Here is a 26,185-nt window from a genome sequence, read left to right as displayed (position 1 = left end):
CAGCCATGCTCTACGACATCAGGCTTCATCTGAGCTACGACTACGATGCGGCGGCCGGCGGCGGCCGCCATCAGGTGCGCGTGCTGCCGCCGACCATCTCAGGCGTGCAGCGGGTGGTTGCCGCGTCTCTGTCGTTCGCGCCGGCGCCCAGCGAACGCGCGGACTTTTCCGACTTTTTCGGCAACAATGTCACCTCGATCGCCGTTCGCGATGCCCATGATGCTTTGGACATCCGGATGAGCGCGCGCGTGTCCGTGTCGCGCCCGGAGCCCGGGCTCGACGTGTCGCCCGGAATAGATCGGCTGAAGGAGGAACTCGGCGCGGTGCGGTCGCTGGCGCCCGATGCGCCGCACCACTTTCTCGCCGCCAGCGATCATGCCGGCATCGATGCGGCGATCACAGCATACGCGCAAGCGAGCGTCTTGGGCTCGACCGCCGGCACGGTCATCGACCTGTGCAACCGCATCCATCGCGATTTCACCTATGATGGTAAGGCGACGACCGTCCAGACCCGCGCCAGCGATGCCTTCGGCCTGAGGCGAGGCGTCTGCCAGGATTTCTCGCATATCATGATTTCAGGCCTGCGCGGCCTCGGCATTCCGGCCGGCTATGTCAGCGGGTTCCTGCGCACCATTCCGCCCAAGGGCAAACCCCGGCTGGAAGGCGCCGACGCCATGCATGCCTGGGTCAAGGCATGGTGCGGCCGTGATGCCGGCTGGCAGGAATTCGATCCGACCAATGGGATGCGGGCAAGCAACGACCACATCACCGTCGGTTACGGCCGCGACTATTCCGATGTGGCGCCGATCGTCGGCGTGCTGAAGACCACGGGCGGACAGGTCGGCGAGCAAGCGGTCGACGTCATTCCGGTCGCCCTCGAGAAAGTCTGACCGGATCCCAGGTTCAAGCTGTTCGTAAGTCTCCGGGCGAGCAAAGACTGCTTCTCAAACGCCGATGCTGCCGTTATCTTGGGGACAGGGGTTGGGGCCGCCGGACGCAAGCGCCGGCGCGGAGTTTGCACTTGAAAGCGGTCAGCGTCATCATTCCGGCACATAATGCGGCGGCCACGATAGCCGGCACGCTGGCGTCGCTTCGTTCAGAGGCGGCGGTCATCGGCGAGGTGCTGCTGGTCGACGATGCGTCCTCGGACGGCACGGCTGCGGTGGCTGAGGACGTCGCCGCGCGGCTGGCCTTGCCGTTGCGCGTGATTGCGTCGAGCTGCCGGGACGCCGGCGGCGCCCGCAATCTGGCCCTGGCGCAGGCGGACTGCCCATGGATATACATGATCGATGCCGATGATCTGCATCTGGAAGGCGGCCTGAGATCGCTGCTTTCGCGAAGCGACGCGCAACCCGGAGCCGAGATGGTGGTCGGCGCCTTTCGCCGCCGCACCAAGGGCGAGCACCACCAGTTCAAGTTGCCGTACGGCTATACGGCCACCGGCATCGCCAACGCTTCGGCCTATCTGGAAGGTCAGGTTCGCTCGATCGCGGTCGGCAGCGCGCTGGTGTCCCGGCGCGCGGTCGGCGAGACGAGGTTCCCGACCGCGCTCGCCTATGACGAGGACACGCTGTTCTGGGCGCGGCTGATGTGCCTGGCCCCGCTTGCCGTCATTACACAGCCCGTCATGACCTACTTCGTCTCGGCGGAGCGCTCCGACGACCGTTTCACGATTAAGCCGGCACAACGCTTCCTCGCCTGGCGCCACGCCTTGCGTCAACTCACCGACTGCGGCATCGCCAGGTCGACACTGAAAACGAGGGAAGGCCTGGTCGCGCTCAAGATCGCCCGCGTCCACTATGCGCGCGGCGACTTTGCCACGGCAGCGCGGTTCCTTGCCGTGGCCAAGGCCGCGCCGAAGATCCCCTCGGACATTTGGCGCTGCATGCGCTACCAGTTCAAGCTCGCGGTGCGGCGCCGTTTCTCCATTTCACACGCCCTGCTGCAAAGTGCCTGATTCACACCGGCCGAAGCTTGCTGTGGTCGTCATTGGCTACCGCGCGCCGGTTCAGATAGTCGATGCGGTGACATCTCTGCTTGATCAGAACACGCCGCTCGAGATCGTCGTGGTCAACTCAGGTGGTGGGGACGTGCTGGCACTGTTGGCTGGCGTTGGGATCAAGGTGCCGGTGATCGAGATCAGTCGAAGGCTGTTTGTCGGTGCGGCCCGCAATGTCGGCATAGCGGCGACACAAGCGCCCTTCGTTGCTTTTCTTGCTGACGATTGCCTCGCCTGTCCCGGCTGGGCCGAGGCACGGATAGAGCGACATCTGGCCGGCGACCGCATGGTGGCGAGCGCCATCGTGAACAGCCATCCGCGCAATCTGATTGCCTGTGCGGCTCATCTGATCATGTTCATGCGACGACTTCCCGGTTTGCCGGCGGATCGTGCGCTGCGATACGGCGTGTCGTTCGATCGCCGGCTGTTCGATGAATACGGCTTGTTCGATGAAGAGCTGCGAGCCGGCGAAGATACCAACTTTCTGGACAGGCTGCCGCGGGAACCTCTGCCCGTCTGGGAGCCGCGTGTGCAAACAGTGCATCGCAATGAAACAAGCCTGGTGCGACTGTTTGCCGATCAATACCGGCGTGGATGTCGACGCGGTGACTACCTTGTCGCGTCCAGCCCAAAGACGCCGTTCCGATTTTTTCGCGACACCTTTCACGACCGGCATAATGTCCGCAAGCTGGCGAAGATCGGGCTTTCCGGACGGGATCGAACCTTCGCGATGATGTCGCTGCCAATTGTCTGGCTGGCCCTGTTGATCAAATCGGTGGGCGTCTATGCCGGCGCGCGCGACGGTGCGAAAGCGGGCAAGCGACTGCAATGATGACATCCCACATGAAACCCCAACCTGCGCGACGGACCAGATTGTTCCGCTCGCGGCAGAGAGTTATCGCGGTCTTCAGCTATCGCTTTGACGCGCATCTGGTTTCCGATCTTATCGCCAATCTCGATCCGATCGTCGATGGCTGGATTGCCTATGACGATCGCAAGGCGACGGGGGCTTTCAGCAGCGAGCCGCGTCGGCGGCACGCCCTGCTCGCGGCGGCGCGCGACGCTGCCGCCGACTGGATTTTGGCTATCGATCCCGACGAGCGGCTGGAGCGCGGTGCGGCGGAGCGGATCGCAAAATTGACGAGTGTCTACAGGCGAATTGCCTGGGGGTTCAGACTCCGTGAAATGTATTCGCCGACCGACTACCGCGTCGATGGGCTATGGGGCGAAAAAATTCAGTACCGCCTGTTCAAAGCCTACGACCCGGCAAACTGCCGGTCCAAGGACCTTCATGATCTCTGGTATCCTTCCAGTGTCGGGTTCAAAGCCAGGGATAGTGGGCTCAACCTCTATCATCTGAAAATGATCGAGCCCAAGCGGCGGATCGCCCGCCGTGATCTTTATGACTATCTCGATCCGGGGCATGTGCTTCAGGACGTGGGCTACGATTACCTCGCTGACGAGGCCGGGGCAGTCTTTGAACGCATTTCCCCTGGACGCGAATACCATCCACCTCATGTCGACGATGGCGGCCTGTGGATGGCCGACATTGCAGCCGGGATGCACGGCCGGCCACCCTGATCGGTCAACCCCGAAAACATTCCCTGACGACGGAACCTGCCGTCGATCCGTTGCTTATCTACGCGGAAGTTCTCGCGGAGAGGACATGCTGGACAAATCCGGGTCGTCACACGACCAATCGGCCGACAGGAAAGTTGCACCAGGCAATGGAGCGGCGACGAATGGCGCCCAGGCTTCCGCCGACCAGGTGTCGCTGACCTATGTTTCCGACAGCGAAGCCGGCATCCGCCGCCTCAGGGCAGGCAAGGGCTTCTCCTACAAGGGGCCGAACGACCGCGCGGTGAGCGAGAGCACCATCGCGCGCATCAAGGCGCTCGCCATACCGCCGGCCTGGACCGATGTGTGGATATCGCCCGATCCGGACGGCCACATCCAGGCGACCGGCCGCGACCAGCGTGGACGCAAGCAGTATCGCTATCATCCACTATGGGCCGAGGAGCGCGACGGGGCCAAATATTCGAGCCTGGTCGCCTTTGCCGAAAGCCTGCCCGAACTGCGCCGCCGCATCGATGCCGATCTGCGCCGCCACGGCCTGCCGGCGGAACGCGTTGTCGCGGCGGTTGTCTGGCTGCTCGACAACACCATGATCCGCGTCGGCAACGCCGCCTATGCGCGCGACAACAAGAGCTTCGGACTGACGACGCTGCGCGACCGTCATGTCGACATCAGCGGCTCCAGCCTGCGCTTTGCCTTCAAGGGCAAGTCCGGCAAGGAATGGAAACTGAATCTGGTCGATCGCCGGATCGCCAGGATCGTGCGCGGCGCCCAGGAGCTGCCGGGGCAGAAGCTGTTCCAGTATCTCGACGAGGACGGCAACAGGCATCCCGTGCGTTCCGACGACGTCAATCGCTACATCCGCGATGCGGCCGGCGCGGATTTCAGTTCCAAGCACTTCCGCACCTGGGGAGGAACAATCCATGCCGCCTCGCTGTTTGCGCAGACGGAGGCTCCCGAAAGCCAGGCGCAAATCAAGCGGGTGATGAACGGCGTCATCGACAAGGTCGCCGAGCGACTCGGCAATACGCGCGCCGTCTGCCGCAAATGCTACATCTATCCCACCGTCTTCGAGGCCTGGTCGCAAGGGCGGTTGCTCGGTGAAATGGCGCAGGCCAACAAACGCAAACGGGCGATACCGGGGCTCGATGACGAGGAGACGCTGATCCTGCGATGGCTGAAGATGCAAGAGAGCTGATGCGGGCGGGCGAATTTCTCGCGGGCTCATGATGCGCCATCGCAAGCTCAGATTTTTTTATCGACCTTATGTCGGGAACGGTCCTACTGTCTCGTCCTTTGACAGAGAAAAGGACCGATCATGCTCTACGCTATCCTCTGCTATGCTTCCGAAGACGTCGTTTGCTCCTGGAGCAAGGAGCAGGACGATGAGGTCATGGCCAATCTCCTCAATGTCCAGGAAAAATACGCGCAGGCCGGCCGGCTTGGCCCGGTGGCGCGGCTTTTGCCGACGACCGCCGCGACAACGCTGAGAAAGGTCAAGGGTGAATCCGTCGTCATCGACGGCCCGTTTGCCGAGACCAAGGAACAGTTCCTCGGTTTCTACACGCTCGAATGTGCCGATCTCGACGAGGCCGTGGAGTTCGCCCGCGAACTCTCCGAGGTCAACCCCAGCGGCGGTTCCTACGAGATACGCCCGGTTTCCGTCTACAACCCCGCCAGAGTTCCCGCATGACCGAGCTTGCCTGGATCAGCAATGCGATCAGCACCGCCCGTCCGCAGGCGATGGGCGCGCTGCTTCGCTACTTCCGCGACCTCGACGCCGCGGAAGAGGCTTTCCAGGACGCCTGCCTCAGGGCACTAAAGAACTGGCCGAAAAACGGCCCGCCACGCGATCCCGCCGCCTGGCTGATCTTCGTCGGCCGCAACAGCGGCATCGACGCGGTGCGCAAGCGCTCCAAGCAGGCGCCGCTGCCGGAAGAGGATCAGATCTCCGACCTCGAGGACGCCGAAAGCGATATCGCCGAGCGGCTGGACGGCGCGCATTATCGCGACGACATTTTGCGGCTGTTGTTCATCTGCTGCCACCCGGACCTGCCGGCGACGCAGCAGATCGCGGTGGCGCTGCGCATCGTCTCCGGTCTGACCGTCAAGCAGATCGCGCGTGCCTTCCTGGTTGGCGAAAGCGCCATGGAGCAGCGCATCACCCGCGCCAAGGCGCGCATTGCGGACGCAGGCGTGCCGTTCGAGACGCCGGGCGCGGTCGAGCGCTCGGAACGCCTCGCGGCTGTCGCCGCCATGGTCTATCTGATCTTCAACGAACGCTATTCGACCAACAGCGGCGAGGCGCCGGCCCGTGCGCCGCTCTGCGAGGAGGCGATCCGGCTGGCGCGTTTGCTGCTCAGGCTATTCCAGACCGAGCCGGAGATCATGGGACTGACGGCGCTGCTTCTGCTCCAGCATGCGCGAGCGCCGGCTCGCTTCGACGAAAACGGCGAGATTGTGCTGCTCGAGGACCAGAACCGCAGCCTGTGGAGCCGCAAGATGATCGACGAGGGACTGGCGCTGGTCGACAAGGCGCTGCGCCACCAGAAGCCCGGACCCTATCAGGTGCAGGCGGCGATCGCCGCTCTGCACGCACGCGCGGCGAAGCCTGAGGATACCGACTGGACCGAGATAGATCTGCTCTACAGCCTGCTCGAACAGATGCAGCCGTCGCCGGTGATAACGCTGAACCGCGCCGTCGCGGTGGCCAAGGTGCGCGGCCCGGAAGCGGCTCTTGCCATGATCGAGCCGCTTGGGGAAAGGCTGTCCGGCTATTTCCACTTCTTTGGCCTCAAAGGCGGCTTGCTGATGGAGCTTGGCCGCGGTGAGGAGGCACGGGTCGCCTTCGACCGCGCCATTGCGCTGGCCAATACGGCCGCGGAGGCCGCCCATATCCGCATGCATATCGACCGCCTGATCAAGGACGGTGCGGCGAAGGCCACCGCGAAGACAGCGCGCTGAAGCCCGTCGGGCTCAATCGTGCAGCCCAGGCTTAGACCATGCCGGGGTGGCGGTTTTTCCCTGAAACGAGTAATGCCACGCCATGACAGCGCCCGATGGCACAATGGTGCGTGGGCGCAAGGCTTTGACCTCCGTTCTATAAGCGACGGGATTTGAAAGGGACAAAAATGACGATAGCGAAGGAAACGGCCGAACTGCTGGCGAAACTGGGCGTCGCCAAGGATGCGCTGGTCGGTGGCGACCTCATAGTGCGCAGCCCGGTGACGGGCGAGCAGATCGCGGCGCTGAAGACGATCTCGCCGGCCGACGCGACAAAGACCATCGACGCCGCGCACAAGGCCTTCCAGGCGTGGCGGCTGGTACCGGGGCCGAGGCGCGGCGAGCTGGTGCGGCTGCTCGGCGAGGAATTGCGCGCGCACAAGGCCGAGCTTGGCCGACTGGTGTCGATCGAGGTCGGCAAAATCCCGTCCGAAGGCCTCGGCGAAGTGCAGGAGATGATCGACATCTGCGATTTCGCCGTTGGTCTCTCCCGGCAATTGTACGGCCTGACCATCGCCACCGAGCGCCCCGGGCATCGCATGATGGAGACCTGGCATCCGCTCGGCGTCGTCGGCGTCATCTCGGCCTTCAATTTCCCGGTGGCGGTGTGGTCGTGGAACGCGGCCCTTGCGCTGGTTTGCGGCGACGCCGTGGTGTGGAAGCCGTCGGAAAAGACACCGCTGACCGCGCTTGCCTGCGAGGCGATTTTTGCGCGTGCGGTCAAGCGCTTCGGCACTGATGCGCCGCAGGGCCTGGCACCCGTGCTGATCGGCGACCGCGCCGTCGGCGAGATCCTGGTCGACCATCCCAAAGTGCCGCTGGTTTCGGCCACCGGCTCGACCCGCATGGGCCGCGATGTCGGTCCGCGGCTGGCCAAGCGCTTTGCCCGCGCCGTGCTGGAGCTCGGCGGCAACAATGCCGGCATCGTTTGCCCGACGGCCGATCTCGACATGGCGCTGCGCGCCATCGCCTTCGGCGCCATGGGCACGGCCGGCCAGCGCTGCACGACGCTGCGGCGTCTGTTCGTACATGACAGCGTCTACGACGCGCTGCTGCCGCGCCTGAAGAAGGCCTATCAGAGCGTTTCGGTCGGCAATCCGCTGGAGACCTCTTCGCTGGTCGGTCCGCTCATCGACAAGGCCGCGTACGAGGCCATGCAGAAGGCGCTGACGGAAGCCACTGTGCATGGCGGCAAGGTGACCGGCGGCTCGCGGGTCGAGAACGGCCATCCGGACGCCTACTACGTGCATCCGGCGCTGGTCGAGATGCCGAAGCAGGTTTCGCCGGTGACGGAAGAGACGTTCGCGCCGATCCTCTATGTGATGAAATATTCCGATTTCGACGCCGTGCTCGACGAGCACAATGCGGTCGGCGCCGGACTGTCATCGTCGATCTTCACCCGCGACCTGCAGGAGTCCGAGCGCTTCCTCGGCGTCGACGGTTCGGACTGCGGCATCGCCAACGTCAACATCGGCACGTCGGGCGCCGAGATCGGCGGTGCCTTCGGCGGCGAGAAGGAAACCGGCGGCGGCCGCGAGAGCGGTTCGGACGCCTGGAAGGCCTATATGCGCCGCGCCACCAACACGGTGAACTATTCCAAGGCGCTGCCGCTGGCGCAGGGCGTATCCTTCGACATCGACTGAGGACGGTCGTCCCGTTCTGGCGGCCTTGACCGCCGAACCGTCATACAAAAGCCGACGACGCCTGAGGCGTTGTCGGCTTTTGCGTTTAGCGGGCTGTTTCGAAGGCTTTGCCGGTCGCCGGGTCGAACAGGCGCAGCGCGTCCTCGTCGAAGGTGAAGGCGCATGGTTCGCCCTTGGCGACGCGGGCGCGTGGCGGCAGGCAAGCTGTCAGCCGTTGACTGCCGATGCGGGCCGTGGTGACCAGTTCCGGGCCGGTGAGTTCGACCACGTCGATCTCGACCGGCAACGAGAACTCCGTTGCGGCGCCGGTTGCCAGGCGAAGCGCCTCGGGCCTGATCCCGACAATGACCGGCGCGCCGTTCGGCGCCGCGTTCCTGAAGCCGGCCGGTAGCGTCAGCCGCGCGTCCGAGCCTGCAATGGCTAGCTGTCCATTCTCGACTGTTGCTTGCAGCATGTTCATCGACGGCGCGCCGACGAAACCCGCCACATAGAGCGTCGCCGGGTAATTGTAGATCTCCTCGGGCGTGCCGAGCTGCTCGATCCTGCCGTCGCGCATGACGGCGATGCGCGTTGCCAGCGTCATCGCCTCGATCTGGTCGTGGGTGACGTAGACGACGGTGGTCTGCAGCATCTGGTGCAGGCGCTTCAACTCGGTGCGCATTTCCAGGCGCAGCTTGGCGTCGAGATTGGAGAGCGGCTCGTCGAAGAGAAAGACCTGCGGCTTGCGCACCAGCGCCCTGCCGATGGCGACGCGCTGGCGCTGGCCGCCGGAAAGCTGGCCAGGCTTGCGGTCGAGCAGGGGTTCGATCTGCAGCAGTTTCGCCGCGTCGCGCACCGCCCTGTCGCGCTCGGCGACAGGAACCTTGCGCATCTCCAGCCCGAAACCGATGTTGCGGTGAACGGTGAGGTTCGGATAGAGCGCGTAGGACTGGAAGACCATGGCGATGTCGCGGTTCTTCGGGTGGACGCCGAGCACCGAGCGGCCGCCGATCATCACCTCGCCGCTGGTCGCTTCGGCGAGCCCGGCGATAATGTTGAGCAGCGTTGACTTCCCGCAGCCGGACGAGCCGAGCAGCACCAGGAACTCGCCGCTTTCCAGGGCGATGTCGATGCCTTTCAGCGTTTCGACGGCGCCGTAGTTCTTGCGGATGTCGCGGATTTCAAGCGCGCTCATGGCTGGCGTCCTCGAATTGCAGGGCTCCGCCATAGTTGCGGGGCAAAGTGGAGATGGCGCGAGACGCCACCTGTGTCGCGAAGGAGAGGCACGAGGCCAGCGGCTGGTCGCGCGTCAGTGCCGCCAGGAAGGCGGCGTTGAAGACGTCGCCGGCGCCGATCGTGTCGACGACCTTCACGTCGGGCGCCGGCGCTTCGACGAGGGCGCCATCCGGCCCGACGGCGAGGGCGCCTTGCGGTCCGCGCTTGACCACGGCCACGGCGCCTTTCTTCATGCCGAACCTGATCTCGCGCGCGGCATCGACGGGGTCTTCCAACGCAGCAAGGGTCAGCGTCTCGACCTCGTTGAACAGCGCCAGCTCGCAGCGCGACAGCCAGGCACGCGCAGCCGTGCAGTTCGCCGCCGTCCAGCCGTCGATCGGCCATCCGGTGTCGAGCGCCACGGCGATGCGATGCCTGTCCGCCCAGTCGAAGAACGCGTCATAGTCGCGGGTGAGATCGTCGGTGAGGAAGGCGCCGCAGAGCAGTGCGCATCCGCCCGACAGCCGCTTGCCGTCGAGACCGGAGATGACGTCGGCGAGGCTCAGGCGCGGCAAGTGCCCGCGCGTGGTGAAGAAGGTGCGCTCGCCGTCGGGATGGGTCATGCCGACCGACAGTGTCGTGCCCTCGGGGCGCATCGGCCATTTTTCGGCGCGGTAGCCGAAGGCTTCACGCAGCCAGCGGCCGAACTGGTCGTCGCCGACATTGGCGGCGATGTCGAAGTCGACGTCCAGCGCCTGCCAGGCAAGTGCGGTGTTTCCCGCCTGTCCGCCGACGCGCAACTCGTCATGGTCGACGACGGTCTCGGTCCCCGCCTTGGGCCACGGTGCGACCGGGCCGACGATCAGGTCGACATTGACGTTGCCGATCACCGCAAGCGGCCGCATTCATTCGCTCCTGGTGATCTTGGTGGAGCGGACCGGCGTGCCGGCATCGTCGACGCGGGCGTCGGCGAAGGCGATCATAAGGCGCTGCGCCACCGGCAGCATGGCAAAGATCGCCGCGAGCCCCGAAGCCGGCTTGAGGGCGAGCGTCACGGCTCCAGAGACCGGCGCCTGTCCGGAGGAATCGAAAATGACGAGCGGCGCGCCGGCTTCGACCACGGAGACGGCCATGGCGGTCACCAGTTCCGCCGTCGGGTCGTCGCCGCGAAACAGGATGACGCCGGTGCGCTGGCCAAGCATCTCCATCGGTCCATGGCGAAGCTGGCCGCCTTCGAGGGAAAAGCAAGGCAGCCGCGACAATTCGGTGAGGCCGAGCGCCAGCGCTTCGGCGAGGCCCTGCAGTCGACGGCCGGAGGTGACGATGGTCGTCACGCCGCTCAAGGCAGCAAGCGCGATGTCGATATCGACGGTTTCAGGGGCTTCCAGCGCCGCAAGGGCGGCGGCCGGATCGTCGCCGAGCGCCGCCAGGATCGCCAGGTGCAAGGCGAAGCTTACGGTCAGGCTGCGGGTCGCGGCGAAGGCCAGTTCCGTGCCGCCGGCGCCGATCAGGCTCGGCGCGGTTCTGGCAAGGAAGGAGGCACTTTCCAACGTCAGGCCGAAGGCGTCAGCACCATCGCCCTTTTCTGCGAACCATCTGACGACTTCAGCGCTTTCGCCGGACTGTGAGGTGACGAGCACGGTCCTGCCGGCGAGCGGCAGCGGCTGTCCCAATTGCTCGGAGAGCGGCAATGCGAGGGCGTCTATGCCATGCGCCCGGTAGAGCGGTTCGACGGCCCGTCCGACCGCATGCGAGCCACCCATGCCGAGCAGGAGCAAACGGCCGCTCTGCCGGATCGCGGCCGCGACCTTTGCCGCGATGGTCGCGTTCTGCTGGAATGAAGCGATGGCGTCTGCATGCTGGCGCGCCATTTCGCGGTCGATCGCGAGGAGGCCAGCCGGGCGGGGTTTTCCTGCAGGCATTATCATCCTTTCACGCCGCCGCTGGTGAGGCCGGAAATCAGCGCGCGCTGCATGACCAGGCCGATCAGCACCGGCGGCAGAGCGGCGAGCACGCCGGCGGTGGCGATCAGCCCGTAGTCGGAGACGCGGCCGCCGGCGAGATCGGCGATGGCGACCGTCAGCGTCTTGGCGCGCTGGTCCGAGGTGAAGAGCAAGGCGTAGAAAAACTCGTCCCAGGCAAGCAGCACCGCAAACAGCGCCGATGTCGCCACCACGGGTGCCGCCAGCGGCAGTGTGATGATGCGCAGGGTCTGGAACAGGCCGGCGCCGTCGATCATCGCCGCCGCCTCGATCTCGCGCGGGATGGCGTCGAAACCCGACTTCATCAGCCAGGTGGTGAAGGGCGCCAGGATGGTCAGATAGACCACCGCCAGGCCGAAGACATTGTTGAGCAGGCCAAGATAGGAAAGCCCCATATAGAGCGGCACGGCCAGCGCCACCGGCGGCAGCATATAGGTAGCGATCACCATCGACAGCGACCAGCCGATCGACGGCGTGCGCGAAACCGCCCAGCCGGCAGGGATGGCGAGCAGCAGTGCGGCAAGCGTCGCCATGCCGGCGATCTCGAGGCTGTTGCGCAGCGATGCGGTGAAGGCTGCGCCTGCGCTGTTTTCGGCCGTCGACAGCAATTGCTGGTAGCGGGAGAAGTCAGCCGCTTGCGGCCACCAGCGCAGCGGCTTGGCGGCAAGGTCGGCGGCCGGCGAGATGCTCATGACGAACAGCCAGGCAATCGGTGCCAGGATGACGACGGCAAGCAGGGCCGCGCAGGCATAGATGAAGACGGTGAAGGCGGGGCTCTTGCGTTCCATCAGGTGGCACTCCCGGCGGTCTTCTTCACCAGTGCGGCATAGGCGAGCGCCAGCACGGTGACGAGCAAGGTGACGATCAACGCCAGCGAGGCGCCGGAACCGGCGCGCTGGAAGGAGAAGGCCTCCTGGTAGACGAGGATCGACAGCGTGCGCGTGCTGTTGGCCGGGCCGCCGCGCGTCATCACCCAGATGATGTCGAAGACCTTGAAGGCCTCGATGGTGCGTAGCACCAGCGCCACCATCAGCGGTCCGGCGAGATAGGGCAGGATGACGAAACGAAAACGCGCGAACGGCCCGGCGCCGTCGACCAGCGAAGCGGCGGTGATGTCGCGCGGCACGGCCTGCATGGCGGCGAGCGCGATCAGGGCGACCAGCGGAAAATTCTTCCAGCAATCGGCGATGATCAGCGCCGCCAACGCCGTTCCCGGCTCGCCGAGCCAGGAGCGGTAGGCGTCGATGAGGTGCAACTGCGTGAGCGCTGCGTTCAGCGCGCCATATTCGGGATTGTAGATCAGCCGCCAGAGCGTGGCGTTGACCACGGTCGGTAGCGCCCAGGGCAGGATCATCAACGCCCGCAAGAAGGTGCGGCCGCGAAATTCCTGGTTCAGCAACAGTGCTGCCAGAACGCCGATCACCATTTCGATGGCGACGGATGCGACGGCAAACCAGGTCGTGGTGACCAGCGTGCGTGAAAAGTTCGAGCTGGACAGCATCTTGGTGTAATTGTCGATGCCGACGAAATTGCCCGCCGTGCCGACCAGCTTGGCGTCGGTGAAGGACAGGCCGACAGTGTCGACGAGCGGCCAGCCGATGACGGCGACCATGACCACGAGAAGCGGCAGCATCAGCAGCCACGCACGGGTCGTCATCCAGGTGCCCGACATCGGAGGCGCCTCTCCCAGGTCATCACTGTTTCAGAAATAGCACGGGCGGCACGAGGCCGCCCGTCTGGCAAAAGTCCGACTTAAAGACCGCTATTTTCGGCAGCCGTCTTCAAGGCATCTTCCGGCGTAGCCGATCCGAGCAGCGATTCCTGGATCGCCTGCTGCAGGGCGGTCGACATCTCCTGGTATTTCGGCGTCGTCGGCCGCGGATACATAGCGGCAAGCCCGACCTTCGCCGTGGCGATCAGTTCTTCCTGGCCCTTGGTGACGGCCGGATCGTCGTAGGACGACGCCCAGATCGGCAAGCTGAGCTTGGCGTACTGGTTCTGCGTCGCCTGCGAGGTCATGAACTCGATGTACTTCCAGGCTTCATCCGGGTGCTTGGAGACCGCGGTGACGCCAAGGCCCATCGAGCCGTTGACGGCCGATACCTCGCTCTTGCCGGCAATGCCCGGCGCCGGCACGACGCCGACCTTGCCCGCGACCTTGCTGTCCTTCGGGTTGTTTGCCATGTTGTACATGTAGGTCCAGTTGAGCGCGAAGGCGGCGTCGCCGTTCTCGAACACCTTGCGGACGTCCTCTTCAAGGAATTCCTTGGAATTCGGATTGGTGACACCCGACTTGTAGCTGGCGACCATGTATTTCAGCGCATCGAGCCCGCCGCCATTCTGGAAGTCCGGCTTGCCGTCCTTGAGGAAATCGCCGCCATAGGCGCTGACCAGCATGGCGTAGTCGCAGATCACGGCTTCGGCCTGCGACCAGCTCCAGGCGATCGGTGTCGCCAGCAAGCCCTTGTCCTTGATGATCTTGGCCTGCTCGCTCAGCTCGTCCCAGGTCTTGGGCGGGCTCTTGATGCCGGCCTTCTCCAGGATTTCCTTGTTGTAGAACAGGTACTTGGTGTCGAGGATCCAGGGCATGCCATAGTATTTTCCGTCATACTCGACGGTGGTCCAGGCGCCCGGCAGCACGCCCTTCTTCATCTCGTCGGTGATCTTCGACGAGACGTCGACCAGCACCTTGTTGGTGGCATATTCGGCCGGCCAGATGACGTCGAACAGCACGACGTCGTAGCCGCCGCCCGAGCCCTGCGCGAGCACTGTCTTGTCGTGCAGGCCCTCATAGGGAACGAATTCGAGATTGACCTTGATGTCGGGATTGGCCTTGGCGAAGGCATCCGTCATGGCACGGACGTCGGCTTCGCTGTAGGCGGCCTGCGCCATGAAGAGCGCGTTCAGCGTTGTTTCGGCGAAAGCGTGGGGAACCAGCAGTCCTCCAACGAAGACCGCGCCCAGAAGCGTCTTACCGATTGATTTCAGCATTTGTCATCTCCCATTTCCGGCGTTGGCGAGTCGGCGTTGCATCGCCTTCCCGAATTGATGTCGCGGTGACCTGGGCTTGCTCGAGCGACCGGAGGCGATAGGCATGGAGCCCTGGCCGTCTTCTTATGGAGCGCTCGGCTTCGCTATTAAGTCAATCCGCTTGACTTAATTAGTTGATCAATCCTTTAATGGTGTCAAGAGGGAAACGCCGGTGAACGAAAACAGCTCGATCCGCGCCAAAAGCGGCACCAACCAGGAAGGCACCAGTGCGCATAACCGCCGCGTCATGATCGAGGCGCTGCGGCTCAACGGCGCGCTGTCCAGAGCCGACCTGGCGCGGGCGACGCAGCTGACCAAGCAGGCGGTTTCGAACATCATCGAGGATCTCGAGCGCGACGGGCTGGTCGTCGCCCTCGAGACGGTGCGCAAGGGCAGGGGCCAGCCCTCGACCCCCTACAGGCTGGTTCCGGAAGGCGCCTTCGCCATCGGGCTGCAGATCGACCGGCATCTGACACGGGCGGTCGTTGTCGATCTGGTCGGCAGCGTGCTGACACGGGCCGAGGCGAACCTGCCGCTCGACGAACCGTCTGAAGGCGTCAAGATCATCCTCGGCCTCATCGATGGCGTCCGGCGCGAGCTGGCCGGCATTTCCAGCCAGTCCGAAAGCCGGCTGGTCGGCCTCGGCGTCGCCATGCCCGGCCCGTTCGGGCTGAAGAATTCCGACGACAAATGGATGATGCCGGCCTGGCAGAAATTTCCTTTGCTGGAAACGCTGGCGGCAGGCACGGGATTGAACGTCGGGCTGCAGAACGACGCCGCCGCCTGTGCCACGGCGGAGCGCATCGTCGGCGCCGCGCACGGTGTCGACCACGCGGTCTGCCTCTATGTCGGCTACGGCATCGCCGCAGGTCTGATCCTGAATGGCGAGCTCTACACCGGCGGCAACGGCAATGCCGGCGAGATTGGCAGGGCGCTGCTGTCGCCGGCCGGCCCGGGCTCGACGCCGCTCGAGCACCGCGCCTCGCTCGCCTCGCTCTACCAGCATCTCGGGCTGGATGCCGCCGACGCGCACCTCTATGAGCGGATGGGCGCGTTGGCGCTGGCCGAGGATCCGAAGGTCATGGCCTGGATCGAGGGGGCGGCGCATGATCTGCGCTGGAGCGTGCATCTCATCGAAACGATCTTCGATCCGCAGACGGTGATCCTGACCAGCGGCGCGCCGGAGACGCTGGCCCGCCGCCTGCTGGAGGCGATGCAGCCGCTGCTGCCGTCGATCGCCGACCGGCCCGGACGGACATTGCCGCGCCTGCAGCTCGGCATCACCGATCCTTGGTCGATTGCGCTCGGCGCCGCCGCCGAGCCGATCAGCCGCGCCTTCGACCCGCGCTTCTCCGCGATCCTGAAGACACGGGCCGGAGGATTCTGAGTTGGGCCGTCAGCTGTCCGCCAATGCCGGAACACACGCTTCGAAGGCAGCATCGATGATGGCGAGCTTGACGGCCTGGGCGGTCATGTATTCGCGGTAGAAGTCGTTCGACACCCACATCACCGAATTGCCGCGCTGGCCGAGCCAGCCGACGCTGCCAAGCTCCTCGGCGTCGCGCAATTTGCGCGCCAGATGCGTGCGCGAGAGCTTCAGCCATCTGGCGAAGTCGCCGATCGAAACCACGCCGGTCGGGATATGGTCCAGGCCGGCATGATCGGGGTCGACGCCCGAGATCAGCCAGTCCATGACGACGCCGCCATTGTTCAGCCAGGTGAACAGCGAAAAGGTCTGCCTGGGTTCGCGCACCGGGTTGGAGGAAAGCAGGCCCTCCGCCACCAGCGGCTGCAATCTGGCCAGCATTGCGGGCTGCTCGAGGAACCGGGTCAACCGGGCCCCCGCCGTCGAGGCTGTCCAGCGTCTGCAGGTGGGCAAGCATCCAGCCCGTCACCGCCTCCAAAGTGAGCTGCGTTGGTTGCAGAGGCCGAATGCGCCCATCCTCGCTCGCCGGCACAAGCTGGATGAAATTGTAGTGCAGCATCTCCTTGACGAAGGCGTCGGCGGTGTTGCGGCTGGCCACCTGGTGCTGGCGGATCACGTCGATGAAACGGGCGGTCGTCAGCTCCTTGCGGTAGTCGCGCGGATCGCGCCTGAAGTGCAAAGCGAGCCCGGTATGTGCCATCAGCCAGCGCTGCTGGGTGGCAAAGACGGAAGCAAGACGCGGGTTCCCTTGATAGGCCTGGAGCAATGCCAGCGCCTGCGCCCGGACATAGCGGTGCAATGCCGGATGACCGGAAATCTCTTCAGCGTTCAGCGCCATCCCCCCAGATCCCGCTCACGTCTCGTGACGATCTGACGGCGATAGCAGTTTCCACTTGCCGCCGCCAGACTGCGGACCGGCAATGCCGAAGACATGATCAGGCGTGCGCGGGGGCGGTGCTCAGCGATCTTCCGATGGCGGAAAACAGGCTTCGAAGGCGGCATCGACGATGGCGAGCTTGGCCGCCTGTACGGTCATATATTCCTGGTAGAACCCCTTCGAGACCCACATCAGCGAATGTCCGCGCTGGCCAGCCCAGCCGATGCTGCCGAGTTCCTCGGCGTCGTGCAGTTTGCGGGCGAGGTGGGTGCGCGAAAGCTTCAGCCATCTGGCAAACTCGCCGATCGACACCACACTGGTCGGTATCTGGTCGAGCCCGGCATTCTCGGGGTCGATGCCGGACATCAGCCAGTCCATGACGATGCCGCCATTGTTGAGCCAGATGAACAGCGAGAAGGTCTGCTTGGGCTCGCGCACCGGCGCCGAAGCCAAAAGGCCATCGGCCACCAGCGGCTGCAGTTTGGCGAGCTTTTCGGGATGATCGAGAAAGGTGGACAAGCGGCTGCCGCCGTCGAGGCTGTCCAGAGTCTGTAGATGGGCGAGGACCCAGCCAGTGAATGTCTGCACGGTGGCCGCCGTAGGCTGCATGGGATGAGCCCGCCCGTCCTCGCTCGTCGAAAGATATTCGGCGATCTTGTAGTGCAGCATCTCCTTGAGGAAGGCTTCGGCGGTGTTGCGGCTGGCGACCGAATCCCGGCGTATGGCCTCGATGAAACGCGCCGTCGTCAGCGCGGTATGGCGGTCGCGCGGATCGCGCCTGAAATGCAGGGCAAGGCCGACATGGCCCATCAGCCAGCGCTGCTGGGTGGCAAACACGGCGGCGAGCCGCGGGCTCGTTTCAAAGATCTCTATCAGCGCCCGCGACTGTGCCTGAACAGCGCGGTGCAACGCCGGATGGCCGGCAATATCTTCGGCTTTCAGCGCCATCCTCCAGTGCTCCGATTCAGCCCCCCGAACCGTGAAACACACATCACATTTTCAGCCTTAACCGTCTGTGTCCAGCGCCGAAAACCCGTCAAAAGGTCCAAACGGATCGCAGCCGGCATGCAGAGCGCTTTTCAGAATTCGAGCGCTTGCCTCAGCGCCGGTCCGCTCCTGACGCGGAGGTCGAGATCGGCCTCGATATGGTCGATGTGGTGCAGCATCAGCGCGCTGGCGCGGTCGGCATTGCCGGCCTCGAGCGCCTCGAGGATCTGCAAATGCTCGTTGTGGCCGCAGCTCGAAATGCCGGAGCGGCCGTAGAGCGCGATCACCAGTGAGGAGCGCGCAACCAGTTCCTCCATGAAGCGCTGCAGGATGACGTTGCCGGCCACCGATGCCAGCAGCAGATGGAAATCGCCCGATGCCTTGATTTCCGATCGTCTTGCGGTTGGTCCGCGTTCGGCGATGAAGCGGCCCTCTTCCTCGAGCTGGGTCTTGAAGGCAGCGACGTCAGCCGATGTCATGCGACCGGCGGCGGCGATCGCGATGCCGGGTTCGATGAGCCGGCGTGAGGCAAAGACCTGGCGGGCTTCCTCCGGCGAAGGGTTGGCGACAAAGGCGCCGCGATTGCGCTCGGTGCGCACCAGACCCTCGAAGGAAAGCATCTGCAGGGCTGCGCGTGCCACGGTGCGGCTGACGTCGAACAGCGTGCCGACCTCGCCCTCCGACAGTTTGGTTCCGGGCGCCAGACGGCGGTCGACGATGGCGTCGCGCAGCTGGTCGCGGATCGCCTGGGCGCGATCCTCGTTAGCGCCGTCGATAGCAGGGAATGTCTGGTCGGCTATGTTCATGGCGGCAAGGTCCCAAAACCCTTCTAGCCTGAATCGGGTTACTTGGACGAGAGCCAAAGTGAACGCGATCTTGGAAAAAGATTGCATACGATTTCTGCCGACATCGCTGACAATCGCCCATAATTTGTGCATCGCACAAGGGTGCTGTTTTATCGGGCAGGGGGCTTCGATGCCGATTCTTGCAGGGATTCAATTACTTGATGATCGCCGCGGGCAATTGGCACGCATGATGCTTTGGTTCATGCGACCAAAGCGAGGAACGGAATGTCCAAAGCCGCCGAAATCGACATCGTGTCCGTTTCGAAAGTCTATGGAACGACGACTGCCGTCGAGGCCATCAGCCTGAAAATCCCGGCAGGCACCTATTGCTGCCTGCTCGGCCCGTCCGGCTGTGGTAAAACCTCGACGCTGCGCATGATCGCCGGGCATGAGAGCATTTCGAGCGGTGACGTCCGCCTCGGCAATACCGTCGTCACCGACCTGCCGCCGGCCAAGCGCGGCACGGCGATGATGTTCCAGTCTTATGCGCTGTTTCCGCATCTCGATCTCATCGACAACGTCGCTTTCAGCCTGAAGATGAAGGGCGTCGGCAAGGAGGAGCGCCGAGCCAAGGCGCTCGACATGCTGAAGCTGATGCAGATGGAGGCTTATGCGGCGCGCCGTCCGGCGCAGCTTTCCGGCGGCCAGCAGCAGCGCGTGGCGCTGGCCCGCGCCCTGATCACCGATCCCGAGGCGCTGCTGCTCGACGAGCCGCTTTCGGCGCTCGACCCGTTCCTGAAGATCCGCATGCGCGCCGAGCTGAAGAAGCTGCAGACCTCGCTCGGCATCACTTTCGTCCACGTCACCCATAGCCAGGAAGAGGCGATGGCGCTGGCCGACCTGATCGTGGTGATGAATGACGGCCGCATCGAACAGGCGGCGCATCCGCGCACGGTGTTCGAGCGGCCAGCCACCGCTTTCGTCGCCCGCTTCATGGGCGACCACAACGTCGTTTCTGGCCGCGTCGCCGGCAGCCGCGACGGCATGGTGGTGTTCGACGTGCCGGGCGGTCCTTCGCTCGCGGCCAGCGGGCAGGGCCGGGAGGTCGGCGAGCCGATCGACATCGCCATCCGCACCGACCACGTGCGCATCGGCGAGCCGCCGGCTAAGGGGCTCGGCTTCACCGGCATCGTTGCCAACGTCGAATACCGCGGCTCGACCGTGAAGCTCTCCGTCAACGGCGCCGGCATCGAGGATTTCACTGTCATCGTCGACGACACCGACTTCTTCACCAAACCGGTTGCCGTCAGCGATGCGGTGCCGATTGCATGGGATGCCGAGGACGCAATCGTCCTTGGCCGTCTCGATTCCTGAACCAGCATAACCAACCAGAACAGGGGAACTGACCATGACCAACACAACAAACAAGAAAGCAGGAATCTCACGTCGTTCGCTGCTGAAGACGGGTGCCGCCGCCGTCGGTTTTGCCGCCGGCTCCGGCGCGATCACCGGCTTCCCGACCATCTGGGCGCAGACGAACATCACGCTGCGCCAATTCGGCACCGGCGTGTCGAACCTCAACGCCATCGCCGACAAGTGCAAGGCCGATCTCGGGATCACGCTGGAGATGACGGCGACCGATTCCGACGCCGCCGCCCAGCGGGCGGTGACGCAGCCCGACAGCTACGACATCGCCGACATCGAATACTGGATCTGCAAGAAGGTGTTCCCCACCGGCGTGCTGCAGCCGATGGATGTCAGCAAGTTGAAATATTACGACGAGCTGGTGCCGCTGTTCAAAACCGGCAAGCTGACGCCGGACAGCGTCATTGCCCAGGGCACGGCGCCGCACACGGTAGGCTATGTCGAGGCGCAGGACAGCAAGGTCTTCGCCAAGGCGCCGACCAACTGGTTCACCATGGTGCCGACCATCTACAATGCCGATACGCTCGGCATCCGCCCCGACCTCGTCGGCCGCGACATCACCACCTGGGCCGACATCATGGACCCGGCCTTCAAGGGCAAGACCGCGATTCTCAACATCCCGTCGATCGGCATCATGGACGCGGCGATGATCATGGAAGCCATGGGCAACATCAAATATGCCGACAAGGGCAACATGACCAAGGAAGAGATCGACAAGACGATCGACTTCCTGATCAAGGCCAAGCAGGACGGCCAGTTCCGCGCCTTCTGGAAGTCCTTCGACGAGAGCGTCAATTTGATGGCTTCGGGCGAAGTGGTGATCCAGTCGATGTGGTCGCCTGCCGTCGCCGCCGTGCGCTCCAAGGGCATCCCCTGTCGCTTCCAGCCGCTCAAGGAAGGCTATCGCTCATGGGGTGGCGGCCTTGGCCTGGCTGCCCATCTCAAGGGTGCTGAGCTCGATGCGGCCTATGAATACATCAACTGGTACACGTCGGGCTGGGTCGGCGGCTATCTCAACCGCCAGGGCTATTACTCGGCCAACATGGTCTCGGCCAAGAAGTTCATGTCCGAGGACGAATGGGGCTACTGGATCGAGGGCAAGCCGGCCAAGGGCGAGATCAAGGCGCCCGACGGCACCGTCATGGAAAAGGCCGGCGCGGTTCGCGACGGCGGCTCTTTCGAAGAGCGCATGGGCAGGGTCGCCTGCTGGAACTCGGTGATGGACGAGGACCGCTACATGGTGAAGCGCTGGAACGAGTTCATCGCGGCGTAAAGCGGACGCGTTCACTGTGCGATCCTTCGCGCCCCCCTCTGTCCTACAGGACATCTCCCCCACAAGGGGGGAGATTGGCAGCTTCATGGCCGGCTCTTCCTTAGCAACGTTGGAGATTGGCGAAGGCAGTTATGAGAGTTCAATCTTCCCCCTCGTGGGGGAGATGTCTGGTAGGACAGAGGAGGGCGCGAAGGATTGCGAGTCAGGAGGCCTTTCCCCATGACCGTGGCTCTCGACCAGCCTGCGGCCACGACGGTGGCCAAGCCCGCCAGACGCCGCCGCTTCTCGTTCGGCGCCGTCGCGCCGTATCTGCAGTCGGCGCCGCTGGCGCTGATCCTCGGCGCGTTCCTGCTTTTGCCGATCGTCATGATCGTCGTCGTCTCCTTCTGGGACTACGACTTCGCCGCCATGTATCCGGATTTCCTGACCACCAATTATTCCGACGTGCTGGGTTCCTGGGTCACCTGGAAGACCTATCTCAACACCATCAAATTCGCCGTCATCGTCTGGGCGCTGACCTTGTTCATCGGCTTCTGGGTCGCCTATTTCCTTGCCTTCCACATCCGCACCACGGCCATGCAGATGGTGCTGTTCCTGGTCTGCACGGTGCCGTTCCTGACTTCCAACATCATCCGCATGATCTCGTGGATCCCGGTGCTTGGCCGCAACGGGCTGATCAACTCGACGCTGGTGCATATGGGCCTGGTGCCGAAGCCGATCGAATGGCTGCTCTATTCCGAATTCGCCGTGGTTCTCGCCATGGTGCATCTCTACACGCTGTTCATGGTGACGCCGATCTTCAACACGCTGATGCGCATCGACCGCTCGCTGTTCGAGGCCGCGCGCGACGCTGGCGCGTCCGGCTGGCAGGTGCTGTGGAACGTCGTCATCCCGCTGGCCAAGCCCGGCATGGCGATCGGCACTATCTTTGTCGTCACGCTTGTCATGGCCGACTTCTCGACGGTGCAGGTGATGTCGGGCGGGCAGAGCGCCTCGGTCGCGCTGATGATGAAGAACCAGATGTCGCTGCTGCAATATCCGGCCGCCGCCGCCAACGCGGTGGTGCTCCTGGTGCTGGTGCTGCTGATGGTCGCCGGCATCCTGCGCATCGTCGACATCCGCAAGGAGCTCTGACGTGAACCACGAGAAGCGCACCCTCGAATTCTACGTGCTGGCGGTGTTCTTCGCCCTCTTCGTGCTGTTCCTCTACGGCCCGCTTTCGGCGATCCTGATCTTGTCCTTCCAGGGTGAGAATGGTGGACTGACGTTTCCACTCAATGGCGTCTCGCTGCACTGGTTCGCCAATCTTTTCGAGCGTCAGGCGGTCGGCGATTTCGGCGGCAGCTTCAAGCGTTCGCTGGTGCTGGGGGTGATGGTGATGGTCGTCACCGTCGTGGTGTCACTGCTGGCGGGCCTCGCCTTCCGCCGCAGGTTTCGTGGCGCGACGGCGCTGTTCTATCTGGCCGTCGCCAGCCTCGTCGTGCCGTCGATCATCATCAGCCTCGGCATCGGCGTCGTCTTCCAGCAGATCGGCTTTCGGCCGGCCTGGTACACATCCGCTTTCGGCGCGCATCTGACCTGGACCTTGCCGTTCGGCGTGATGATCATGTTTGCCGTCTTCAACCGCTTCTCGCCGGCCTATGAGGAGGCCGCGCGCGACCTCGGGGCATCTTCCTGGCAGACCTTCGCGCATGTCGTGCTGCCGATGATCGCGCCCAGCCTGATCGGTGTGGGCCTGTTCGGTTTCACGCTCTCCTATGATGAGTTCGCGCGCACGCTGATGACCTCAGGCACGTTCAACACGCTGCCGCTCGAAATCTACGGCATGACGACGAACGTGACGACGCCGGTGCTCTACGCGCTGGGCACGGTGACAACCGTGTTCTCCTTCCTGGTAATCCTGCTGACGCTCGGCGCCATCCTCTATGTCGGCCGCCGCCGGGCAAGGGCTTGAGAACCGCAGTGCAGATCCTCGTCGTCAATCCGAACACCACGGCCAGCATGACCGCAACGATCGGCGCCGCCGCGCGATCTGTCGCCGGCGCCTGGACGGAAATCGTTGCCGTCACCTCGTCGATGGGGCCAGTGTCGATCGAAGGCTATTATGACGAGGCGCTGGCCGTGCCGGGCCTGCTGGTCGAGATCGCTGCCGGCGAGCGCGCGGGGGCGCAGGCGGCCATCATCGCCTGTTTCGACGATACCGGGCTGGACGCTGCGCGCGCCATGACCAACATCCCGGTCGTCGGCATTTGCGAGGCGGCGCTCAGCATAGCGTCGTTCATCGCCCAGCGTTTCACCGTCGTGACGACGACCAAGCGGTCGTGGGTTCCCGTCGAGGCGCTGGTGCAGCGCTACGGCATGGCCGGCCGGGCGCGCGTTCGCGCCGCCGACATTCCGGTACTGGCGCTTGAGGACCCGGCTTCGGGCGCGGCCGAGAAACTGCGCGGCGAGATTGCGCGCGCGCTCGACGAGGATCGCGCCGAGGCCATCGTGCTCGGCTGCGCCGGCATGGCCGATCTCGCGGCAGAGCTGCAGCGGGAATTCGGCGTTCCGGTGATCGACGGCGTCGGCGCCGCCGTCAAACAGGCAGAGGCGCTGATTGCACTTGGCCTGTCGACATCCAAACGCGGTGCCTATGCAAACCCGCTGGCAAAGCCCTATCTTGGTGCATTGGAATCCTTTGCCCCTGGTGCCGTCGCCGCCGAGTGATCGCAAAATGCCCCGAACGATCCGGACCCTGACCTCAAAGGAGGTTGAAACGCTTGTCGACTGGGCGGCGGGCGAGGGCTGGAATCCCGGTCTCGGCGATGCCGCCGTGTTCCGGGGGGCCGACCCCGAGGGTTTCATCGGCGCCTTCGTCGATGGCGAGATGGTGGCCGGCATTTCGGCCGTCGGCTATGGCGCCGGGTTCGGCTTCATCGGCCTCTATATCTGCCGCCCGGACAGGCGCGGCGAGGGGCATGGCAAGGCGGTCTGGGACGCCGGCATGGCGCGGCTCGGCAACCGCAGCATCGGGCTCGACGGCGTCGCCGAGCAGCGGGCCAACTACCGGCGCATGGGGTTCGTGCCAGCCTATGAGACCGTCCGCTACAGCGGGCGTGTCGCCGGCCTCGCCGGCGGCGGTAGCATCAGACCTGTGGCAGCCGAGCACATCGCCGACATCCTGGCTTACGACCGCAAATGTTTCTCGGCGTCGCGGCAAGCTTTCCTGAACGGTTGGCTGCAGCCGCCGCACATTGCGCTCGTGGCGATGAATTCAGCTGGCGTTTCCGGCTATAGCGTGGCGCGACAGTGCAGGGAGGGGTTCAAGGTCGGACCGCTCTTGGCCGACGATACGCACGTCGCGTTGCAATTGCTGGGGGTGCTGGCAGCGGCGATGGCGGGGGACGCGCTTCACATCGACGTGCCCGCGGCCAATAGCGGTTTCATCGCCGCGCTTCAGGCGGGCGGCTTGAGACCAGGCTTCACGACGACCCGCATGTACCGGGGAGGCGTGCCCAGGATTGCCTCGTCAAAGGTGTTCGGGATCACGACCCTGGAACTAGGCTGATCCCGACCTGAAATCTCACGCACGAGCAAGCTCCCGCCAGCCGGCGGGATCGGCAGCGAATGTCAGGCCGCGCGGACCCCGGGTGCCTTGCGCGCCCAGGCGGGCAACCAGTCGCCATGCGTCGCGAGCAGTTCATCCACCAGCGACCATATCTGGTCGAGGTCGAGTTCAGCCGCCGTGTGCGGATCCATCATCGCCGCGTGGTAGATATGCTCGCGGTTCTCCGTCATAAGCGCCTGGACCGTCAGTTCCTGCACATTGATGTTGGTGCGGATCAGCGCCGTAAGCTGCGGCGGCAATGCGCCGATGAAGGTTGGCTGGATGCCGGAGGCATCGACGAGGCACGGCACCTCGGCCGCGCAATTTTCGGGCAATGAGGTGATGCAGCCATTGTTGCGGACGTTGCCGTAGATCACCGAGGGTTCGCCCGTCCACACCGAATTCATGATCGAGGAGGCGTATTCCTTCGACTGCTCGACCTCGATCTTGTCGGCGGAGCGATAGGCTTCCGCTTGTCCTTTCCAGCGCTCGATCTGCTCGATGCAGCGCTTCGGATATTCATCGAGCGGGATGCCGAATTTCTCGATCAGATCCTCGCGCCCTTCCTTGATGAAGTAGGGCGTGTACTCGGCGAAATGCTCCGAGCTTTCGGTGACGAAGTAGCCGAGGCGCGTCAGCATTTCGTAGCGCACCTTGTTTGGGCAGCGCGGGTTCCAGCCGGGTTTCGGCGCGCGGCCCTCGCGGTAGGCGCGCACGAGATCCGGATAGAGGTTGCGATAGGAGCCGTCCGGCTGGCGATGCTCGAACTTGAGATAAAACGCCATGTGGTTGATGCCGGCCGAGCGGTAGCGGATTTCCTCGTAGGGAATGTCGAGATCGTGCGCCAGCTCCATCGCGGTGCCCTGCACGGAATGGCAGAGGCCGACCTGCTTGATGTCAGGATATTTCTCGGCGATCGCCCAGGTGTTGATCGCCATCGGGTTCACGTATTGCAGCATGATCGCCTGCGGGCAGACGGCGAGCATGTCCTCGCAGATCTTCCACAGATGCGGCACGGTTCTGAGGCCCCGCATGATACCGCCGACGCCGAGCGTGTCGGCGATGGTCTGGCGCAGGCCGTATTTCTTCGGGACTTCGAAGTCGGTGACCGTGCACGGCACGTAGCCGCCGATCTGGAAGGCGACGACGACGAAATCGGCACCCGCCAGCGCCCTGCGCTGGTCGGTGTAGGTCTCGGCTTTGGCCTTTACCCCGAGCGTCGAGATCAGCTTGTTGACGACGATGGCGCTCTCTTCGATGCGCTGCGGGTTGAGGTCCATCAGCGCGATCGTCGCACCGGACAACGAGGGACGCTGCAGCACGTCGCCGACGATGTTTTTCATGAAAACGGTGGAGCCAGCTCCGATGAATGCGATCTTGGGATTTCTTGCCATAAC

The 26,185-nt window shown here is 64.3% G+C and carries 25 protein-coding genes and 1 pseudogene; 16 read left to right on the top strand and 10 right to left on the bottom strand.

Going from position 1 to position 26,185, the window contains the following annotated elements; all coding sequences use genetic code 11:
- Nucleotides 1-5 precede the first annotated feature (5 nt).
- The 8 genes from AC04SI_RS08350 to amaB all read left to right on the top strand — a co-directional run bounded on the left by AC04SI_RS08350 (nt 6) and on the right by amaB (nt 8,220).
- Nucleotides 6-890 (top strand): transglutaminase family protein, encoded by an 885-nt coding sequence (locus AC04SI_RS08350; protein WP_488474095.1) that lies wholly within the window; start codon nt 6-8, stop codon nt 888-890.
- A 131-nt stretch (nt 891-1,021) separates the two neighbouring features.
- A complete protein-coding gene (locus AC04SI_RS08345; RefSeq protein WP_488474094.1) occupies nt 1,022-1,957 on the top strand; it encodes a glycosyltransferase family 2 protein in 936 nt (311 codons plus the stop codon).
- A gap of 22 nt (nt 1,958-1,979) precedes the next feature.
- On the top strand, nt 1,980-2,831 hold the full coding sequence (locus AC04SI_RS08340) for a glycosyltransferase family 2 protein (RefSeq protein WP_488474093.1): 852 nt from the start codon (nt 1,980-1,982) through the stop codon (nt 2,829-2,831).
- A gap of 11 nt (nt 2,832-2,842) precedes the next feature.
- The gene (locus AC04SI_RS08335; RefSeq protein ID WP_404276148.1) at nt 2,843-3,580 is read left to right on the top strand and encodes a hypothetical protein; all 738 of its coding nucleotides are present in this window, start codon (nt 2,843-2,845) and stop codon (nt 3,578-3,580) included.
- 85 nt (nt 3,581-3,665) lie between these two features.
- Nucleotides 3,666-4,772: a DNA topoisomerase IB gene (locus AC04SI_RS08330; RefSeq protein ID WP_488474092.1), complete on the top strand. Its 1,107-nt coding sequence runs from the start codon at nt 3,666-3,668 to the stop codon at nt 4,770-4,772.
- Between the two features lie 120 nt (nt 4,773-4,892).
- Entirely contained in the window at nt 4,893-5,267 is a 375-nt protein-coding gene (locus AC04SI_RS08325; RefSeq protein ID WP_192177924.1) for a YciI family protein, read from the top strand.
- Nucleotides 5,264-6,538, top strand: coding sequence for an RNA polymerase sigma factor (locus AC04SI_RS08320; protein ID WP_488474091.1), 1,275 nt, complete (start codon nt 5,264-5,266; stop codon nt 6,536-6,538). The genes AC04SI_RS08325 and AC04SI_RS08320 overlap by 4 nt, the downstream gene beginning before the upstream one ends.
- A gap of 167 nt (nt 6,539-6,705) precedes the next feature.
- On the top strand, nt 6,706-8,220 hold the full coding sequence (amaB, locus tag AC04SI_RS08315) for an L-piperidine-6-carboxylate dehydrogenase (RefSeq protein WP_488474090.1): 1,515 nt from the start codon (nt 6,706-6,708) through the stop codon (nt 8,218-8,220).
- Between the two features lie 85 nt (nt 8,221-8,305).
- Here amaB and AC04SI_RS08310 read toward each other — a convergent pair whose 3' ends face one another.
- The 6 genes from AC04SI_RS08310 to AC04SI_RS08285 form a co-directional block, all read right to left on the bottom strand.
- Nucleotides 8,306-9,394, bottom strand: coding sequence for an ABC transporter ATP-binding protein (locus tag AC04SI_RS08310; RefSeq protein ID WP_404276142.1), 1,089 nt, complete (start codon nt 9,392-9,394; stop codon nt 8,306-8,308).
- A complete protein-coding gene (locus AC04SI_RS08305) occupies nt 9,381-10,319 on the bottom strand; it encodes a carbohydrate kinase family protein (RefSeq protein ID WP_488474089.1) in 939 nt (312 codons plus the stop codon). Before AC04SI_RS08305 ends, AC04SI_RS08310 begins: the two co-directional genes overlap by 14 nt.
- Nucleotides 10,320-11,336 carry an SIS domain-containing protein gene (locus tag AC04SI_RS08300; RefSeq protein WP_488474088.1) on the bottom strand — a complete coding sequence of 339 codons (1,017 nt, stop codon included), beginning with the start codon at nt 11,334-11,336 and terminating at the stop codon, nt 10,320-10,322.
- Between the two features lie 2 nt (nt 11,337-11,338).
- A complete protein-coding gene (locus AC04SI_RS08295; RefSeq protein WP_404276137.1) occupies nt 11,339-12,184 on the bottom strand; it encodes a carbohydrate ABC transporter permease in 846 nt (281 codons plus the stop codon).
- A complete protein-coding gene (locus AC04SI_RS08290) occupies nt 12,184-13,068 on the bottom strand; it encodes a carbohydrate ABC transporter permease (RefSeq protein WP_404276136.1) in 885 nt (294 codons plus the stop codon). The genes AC04SI_RS08295 and AC04SI_RS08290 overlap by 1 nt, the downstream gene beginning before the upstream one ends.
- An 80-nt stretch (nt 13,069-13,148) precedes the next feature.
- Nucleotides 13,149-14,387, bottom strand: coding sequence for an extracellular solute-binding protein (locus tag AC04SI_RS08285; protein ID WP_404276135.1), 1,239 nt, complete (start codon nt 14,385-14,387; stop codon nt 13,149-13,151).
- Nucleotides 14,388-14,598: 211 nt separating this feature from the next.
- Here AC04SI_RS08285 and AC04SI_RS08280 point away from each other — a divergent pair, with 211 nt between their 5' ends.
- Nucleotides 14,599-15,813, top strand: coding sequence for an ROK family transcriptional regulator (locus AC04SI_RS08280; RefSeq protein WP_404276133.1), 1,215 nt, complete (start codon nt 14,599-14,601; stop codon nt 15,811-15,813).
- 9 nt (nt 15,814-15,822) lie between these two features.
- Here AC04SI_RS08280 and AC04SI_RS08275 read toward each other — a convergent pair.
- A pseudogene (locus tag AC04SI_RS08275) lies at nt 15,823-16,492 on the bottom strand (hypothetical protein).
- Here AC04SI_RS08275 and AC04SI_RS08270 point away from each other — a divergent pair.
- Complete coding sequence (locus tag AC04SI_RS08270) at nt 16,403-16,726, top strand: hypothetical protein (protein ID WP_404276483.1); 324 nt, start codon at nt 16,403-16,405, stop codon at nt 16,724-16,726. The pseudogene AC04SI_RS08275 and the gene AC04SI_RS08270 overlap by 90 nt on opposite strands.
- 84 nt (nt 16,727-16,810) lie before the next feature.
- On the opposite strand, the gene AC04SI_RS08265 is transcribed toward AC04SI_RS08270, so the two are convergent.
- Both AC04SI_RS08265 and AC04SI_RS08260 read right to left on the bottom strand, forming a co-directional pair.
- Nucleotides 16,811-17,677, bottom strand: coding sequence for a hypothetical protein (locus AC04SI_RS08265; protein ID WP_404276131.1), 867 nt, complete (start codon nt 17,675-17,677; stop codon nt 16,811-16,813).
- A 131-nt stretch (nt 17,678-17,808) separates the two neighbouring features.
- Nucleotides 17,809-18,522: a GntR family transcriptional regulator gene (locus AC04SI_RS08260; protein WP_404276129.1), complete on the bottom strand. Its 714-nt coding sequence runs from the start codon at nt 18,520-18,522 to the stop codon at nt 17,809-17,811.
- 264 nt (nt 18,523-18,786) lie between these two features.
- Between AC04SI_RS08260 and AC04SI_RS08255 the strand changes: the two genes are divergently transcribed.
- From AC04SI_RS08255 to AC04SI_RS08230, 6 genes are all read left to right on the top strand, one after another.
- On the top strand, nt 18,787-19,875 hold the full coding sequence (locus AC04SI_RS08255; protein ID WP_404276127.1) for an ABC transporter ATP-binding protein: 1,089 nt from the start codon (nt 18,787-18,789) through the stop codon (nt 19,873-19,875).
- Between the two features lie 34 nt (nt 19,876-19,909).
- Nucleotides 19,910-21,199 carry an ABC transporter substrate-binding protein gene (locus tag AC04SI_RS08250; protein ID WP_065518292.1) on the top strand — a complete coding sequence of 430 codons (1,290 nt, stop codon included), beginning with the start codon at nt 19,910-19,912 and terminating at the stop codon, nt 21,197-21,199.
- Between the two features lie 219 nt (nt 21,200-21,418).
- Nucleotides 21,419-22,333 (top strand): ABC transporter permease, encoded by a 915-nt coding sequence (locus AC04SI_RS08245; RefSeq protein WP_404276125.1) that lies wholly within the window; start codon nt 21,419-21,421, stop codon nt 22,331-22,333.
- 1 nt (nt 22,334) lies between these two features.
- Nucleotides 22,335-23,153, top strand: coding sequence for an ABC transporter permease (locus AC04SI_RS08240; protein ID WP_488474087.1), 819 nt, complete (start codon nt 22,335-22,337; stop codon nt 23,151-23,153).
- A gap of 8 nt (nt 23,154-23,161) precedes the next feature.
- Entirely contained in the window at nt 23,162-23,908 is a 747-nt protein-coding gene (locus AC04SI_RS08235) for an aspartate/glutamate racemase family protein (RefSeq protein WP_488474185.1), read from the top strand.
- 7 nt (nt 23,909-23,915) lie between these two features.
- Nucleotides 23,916-24,749, top strand: coding sequence for a GNAT family N-acetyltransferase (locus AC04SI_RS08230; RefSeq protein WP_488474184.1), 834 nt, complete (start codon nt 23,916-23,918; stop codon nt 24,747-24,749).
- A 62-nt stretch (nt 24,750-24,811) separates the two neighbouring features.
- Here AC04SI_RS08230 and melA read toward each other — a convergent pair whose 3' ends face one another.
- Nucleotides 24,812-26,182 (bottom strand): alpha-glucosidase/alpha-galactosidase, encoded by a 1,371-nt coding sequence (melA, locus tag AC04SI_RS08225; protein ID WP_404276119.1) that lies wholly within the window; start codon nt 26,180-26,182, stop codon nt 24,812-24,814.
- Nucleotides 26,183-26,185 lie beyond the last annotated feature (3 nt).

It is taken from the genome of Mesorhizobium sp. CNPSo 4689 (genome assembly GCF_057784325.1).
This window is presented reverse-complemented; position numbering and strand designations above follow the sequence as displayed.

Coding starts and splice junctions, on each gene's coding strand:
- AC04SI_RS08320 (WP_488474091.1), top strand. CDS start 5,264: ATGACCGAGCTTGCCTGGATCAGCAATGCGATCAGCACCGCCCGTCCG.
- AC04SI_RS08285 (WP_404276135.1), bottom strand. CDS start 14,387: ATGCTGAAATCAATCGGTAAGACGCTTCTGGGCGCGGTCTTCGTTGGA.
- AC04SI_RS08325 (WP_192177924.1), top strand. CDS start 4,893: ATGCTCTACGCTATCCTCTGCTATGCTTCCGAAGACGTCGTTTGCTCC.
- AC04SI_RS08265 (WP_404276131.1), bottom strand. CDS start 17,677: ATGGCGCTGAAAGCCGAAGATATTGCCGGCCATCCGGCGTTGCACCGC.
- AC04SI_RS08330 (WP_488474092.1), top strand. CDS start 3,666: ATGCTGGACAAATCCGGGTCGTCACACGACCAATCGGCCGACAGGAAA.
- AC04SI_RS08300 (WP_488474088.1), bottom strand. CDS start 11,336: ATGCCTGCAGGAAAACCCCGCCCGGCTGGCCTCCTCGCGATCGACCGC.
- AC04SI_RS08335 (WP_404276148.1), top strand. CDS start 2,843: ATGAAACCCCAACCTGCGCGACGGACCAGATTGTTCCGCTCGCGGCAG.
- AC04SI_RS08310 (WP_404276142.1), bottom strand. CDS start 9,394: ATGAGCGCGCTTGAAATCCGCGACATCCGCAAGAACTACGGCGCCGTC.
- AC04SI_RS08260 (WP_404276129.1), bottom strand. CDS start 18,522: ATGAACATAGCCGACCAGACATTCCCTGCTATCGACGGCGCTAACGAG.
- AC04SI_RS08295 (WP_404276137.1), bottom strand. CDS start 12,184: ATGGAACGCAAGAGCCCCGCCTTCACCGTCTTCATCTATGCCTGCGCG.
- AC04SI_RS08230 (WP_488474184.1), top strand. CDS start 23,916: ATGCCCCGAACGATCCGGACCCTGACCTCAAAGGAGGTTGAAACGCTT.
- AC04SI_RS08350 (WP_488474095.1), top strand. CDS start 6: ATGCTCTACGACATCAGGCTTCATCTGAGCTACGACTACGATGCGGCG.
- AC04SI_RS08290 (WP_404276136.1), bottom strand. CDS start 13,068: ATGTCGGGCACCTGGATGACGACCCGTGCGTGGCTGCTGATGCTGCCG.
- melA (WP_404276119.1), bottom strand. CDS start 26,182: ATGGCAAGAAATCCCAAGATCGCATTCATCGGAGCTGGCTCCACCGTT.
- AC04SI_RS08255 (WP_404276127.1), top strand. CDS start 18,787: ATGTCCAAAGCCGCCGAAATCGACATCGTGTCCGTTTCGAAAGTCTAT.
- AC04SI_RS08305 (WP_488474089.1), bottom strand. CDS start 10,319: ATGCGGCCGCTTGCGGTGATCGGCAACGTCAATGTCGACCTGATCGTC.
- AC04SI_RS08250 (WP_065518292.1), top strand. CDS start 19,910: ATGACCAACACAACAAACAAGAAAGCAGGAATCTCACGTCGTTCGCTG.
- amaB (WP_488474090.1), top strand. CDS start 6,706: ATGACGATAGCGAAGGAAACGGCCGAACTGCTGGCGAAACTGGGCGTC.
- AC04SI_RS08245 (WP_404276125.1), top strand. CDS start 21,419: ATGACCGTGGCTCTCGACCAGCCTGCGGCCACGACGGTGGCCAAGCCC.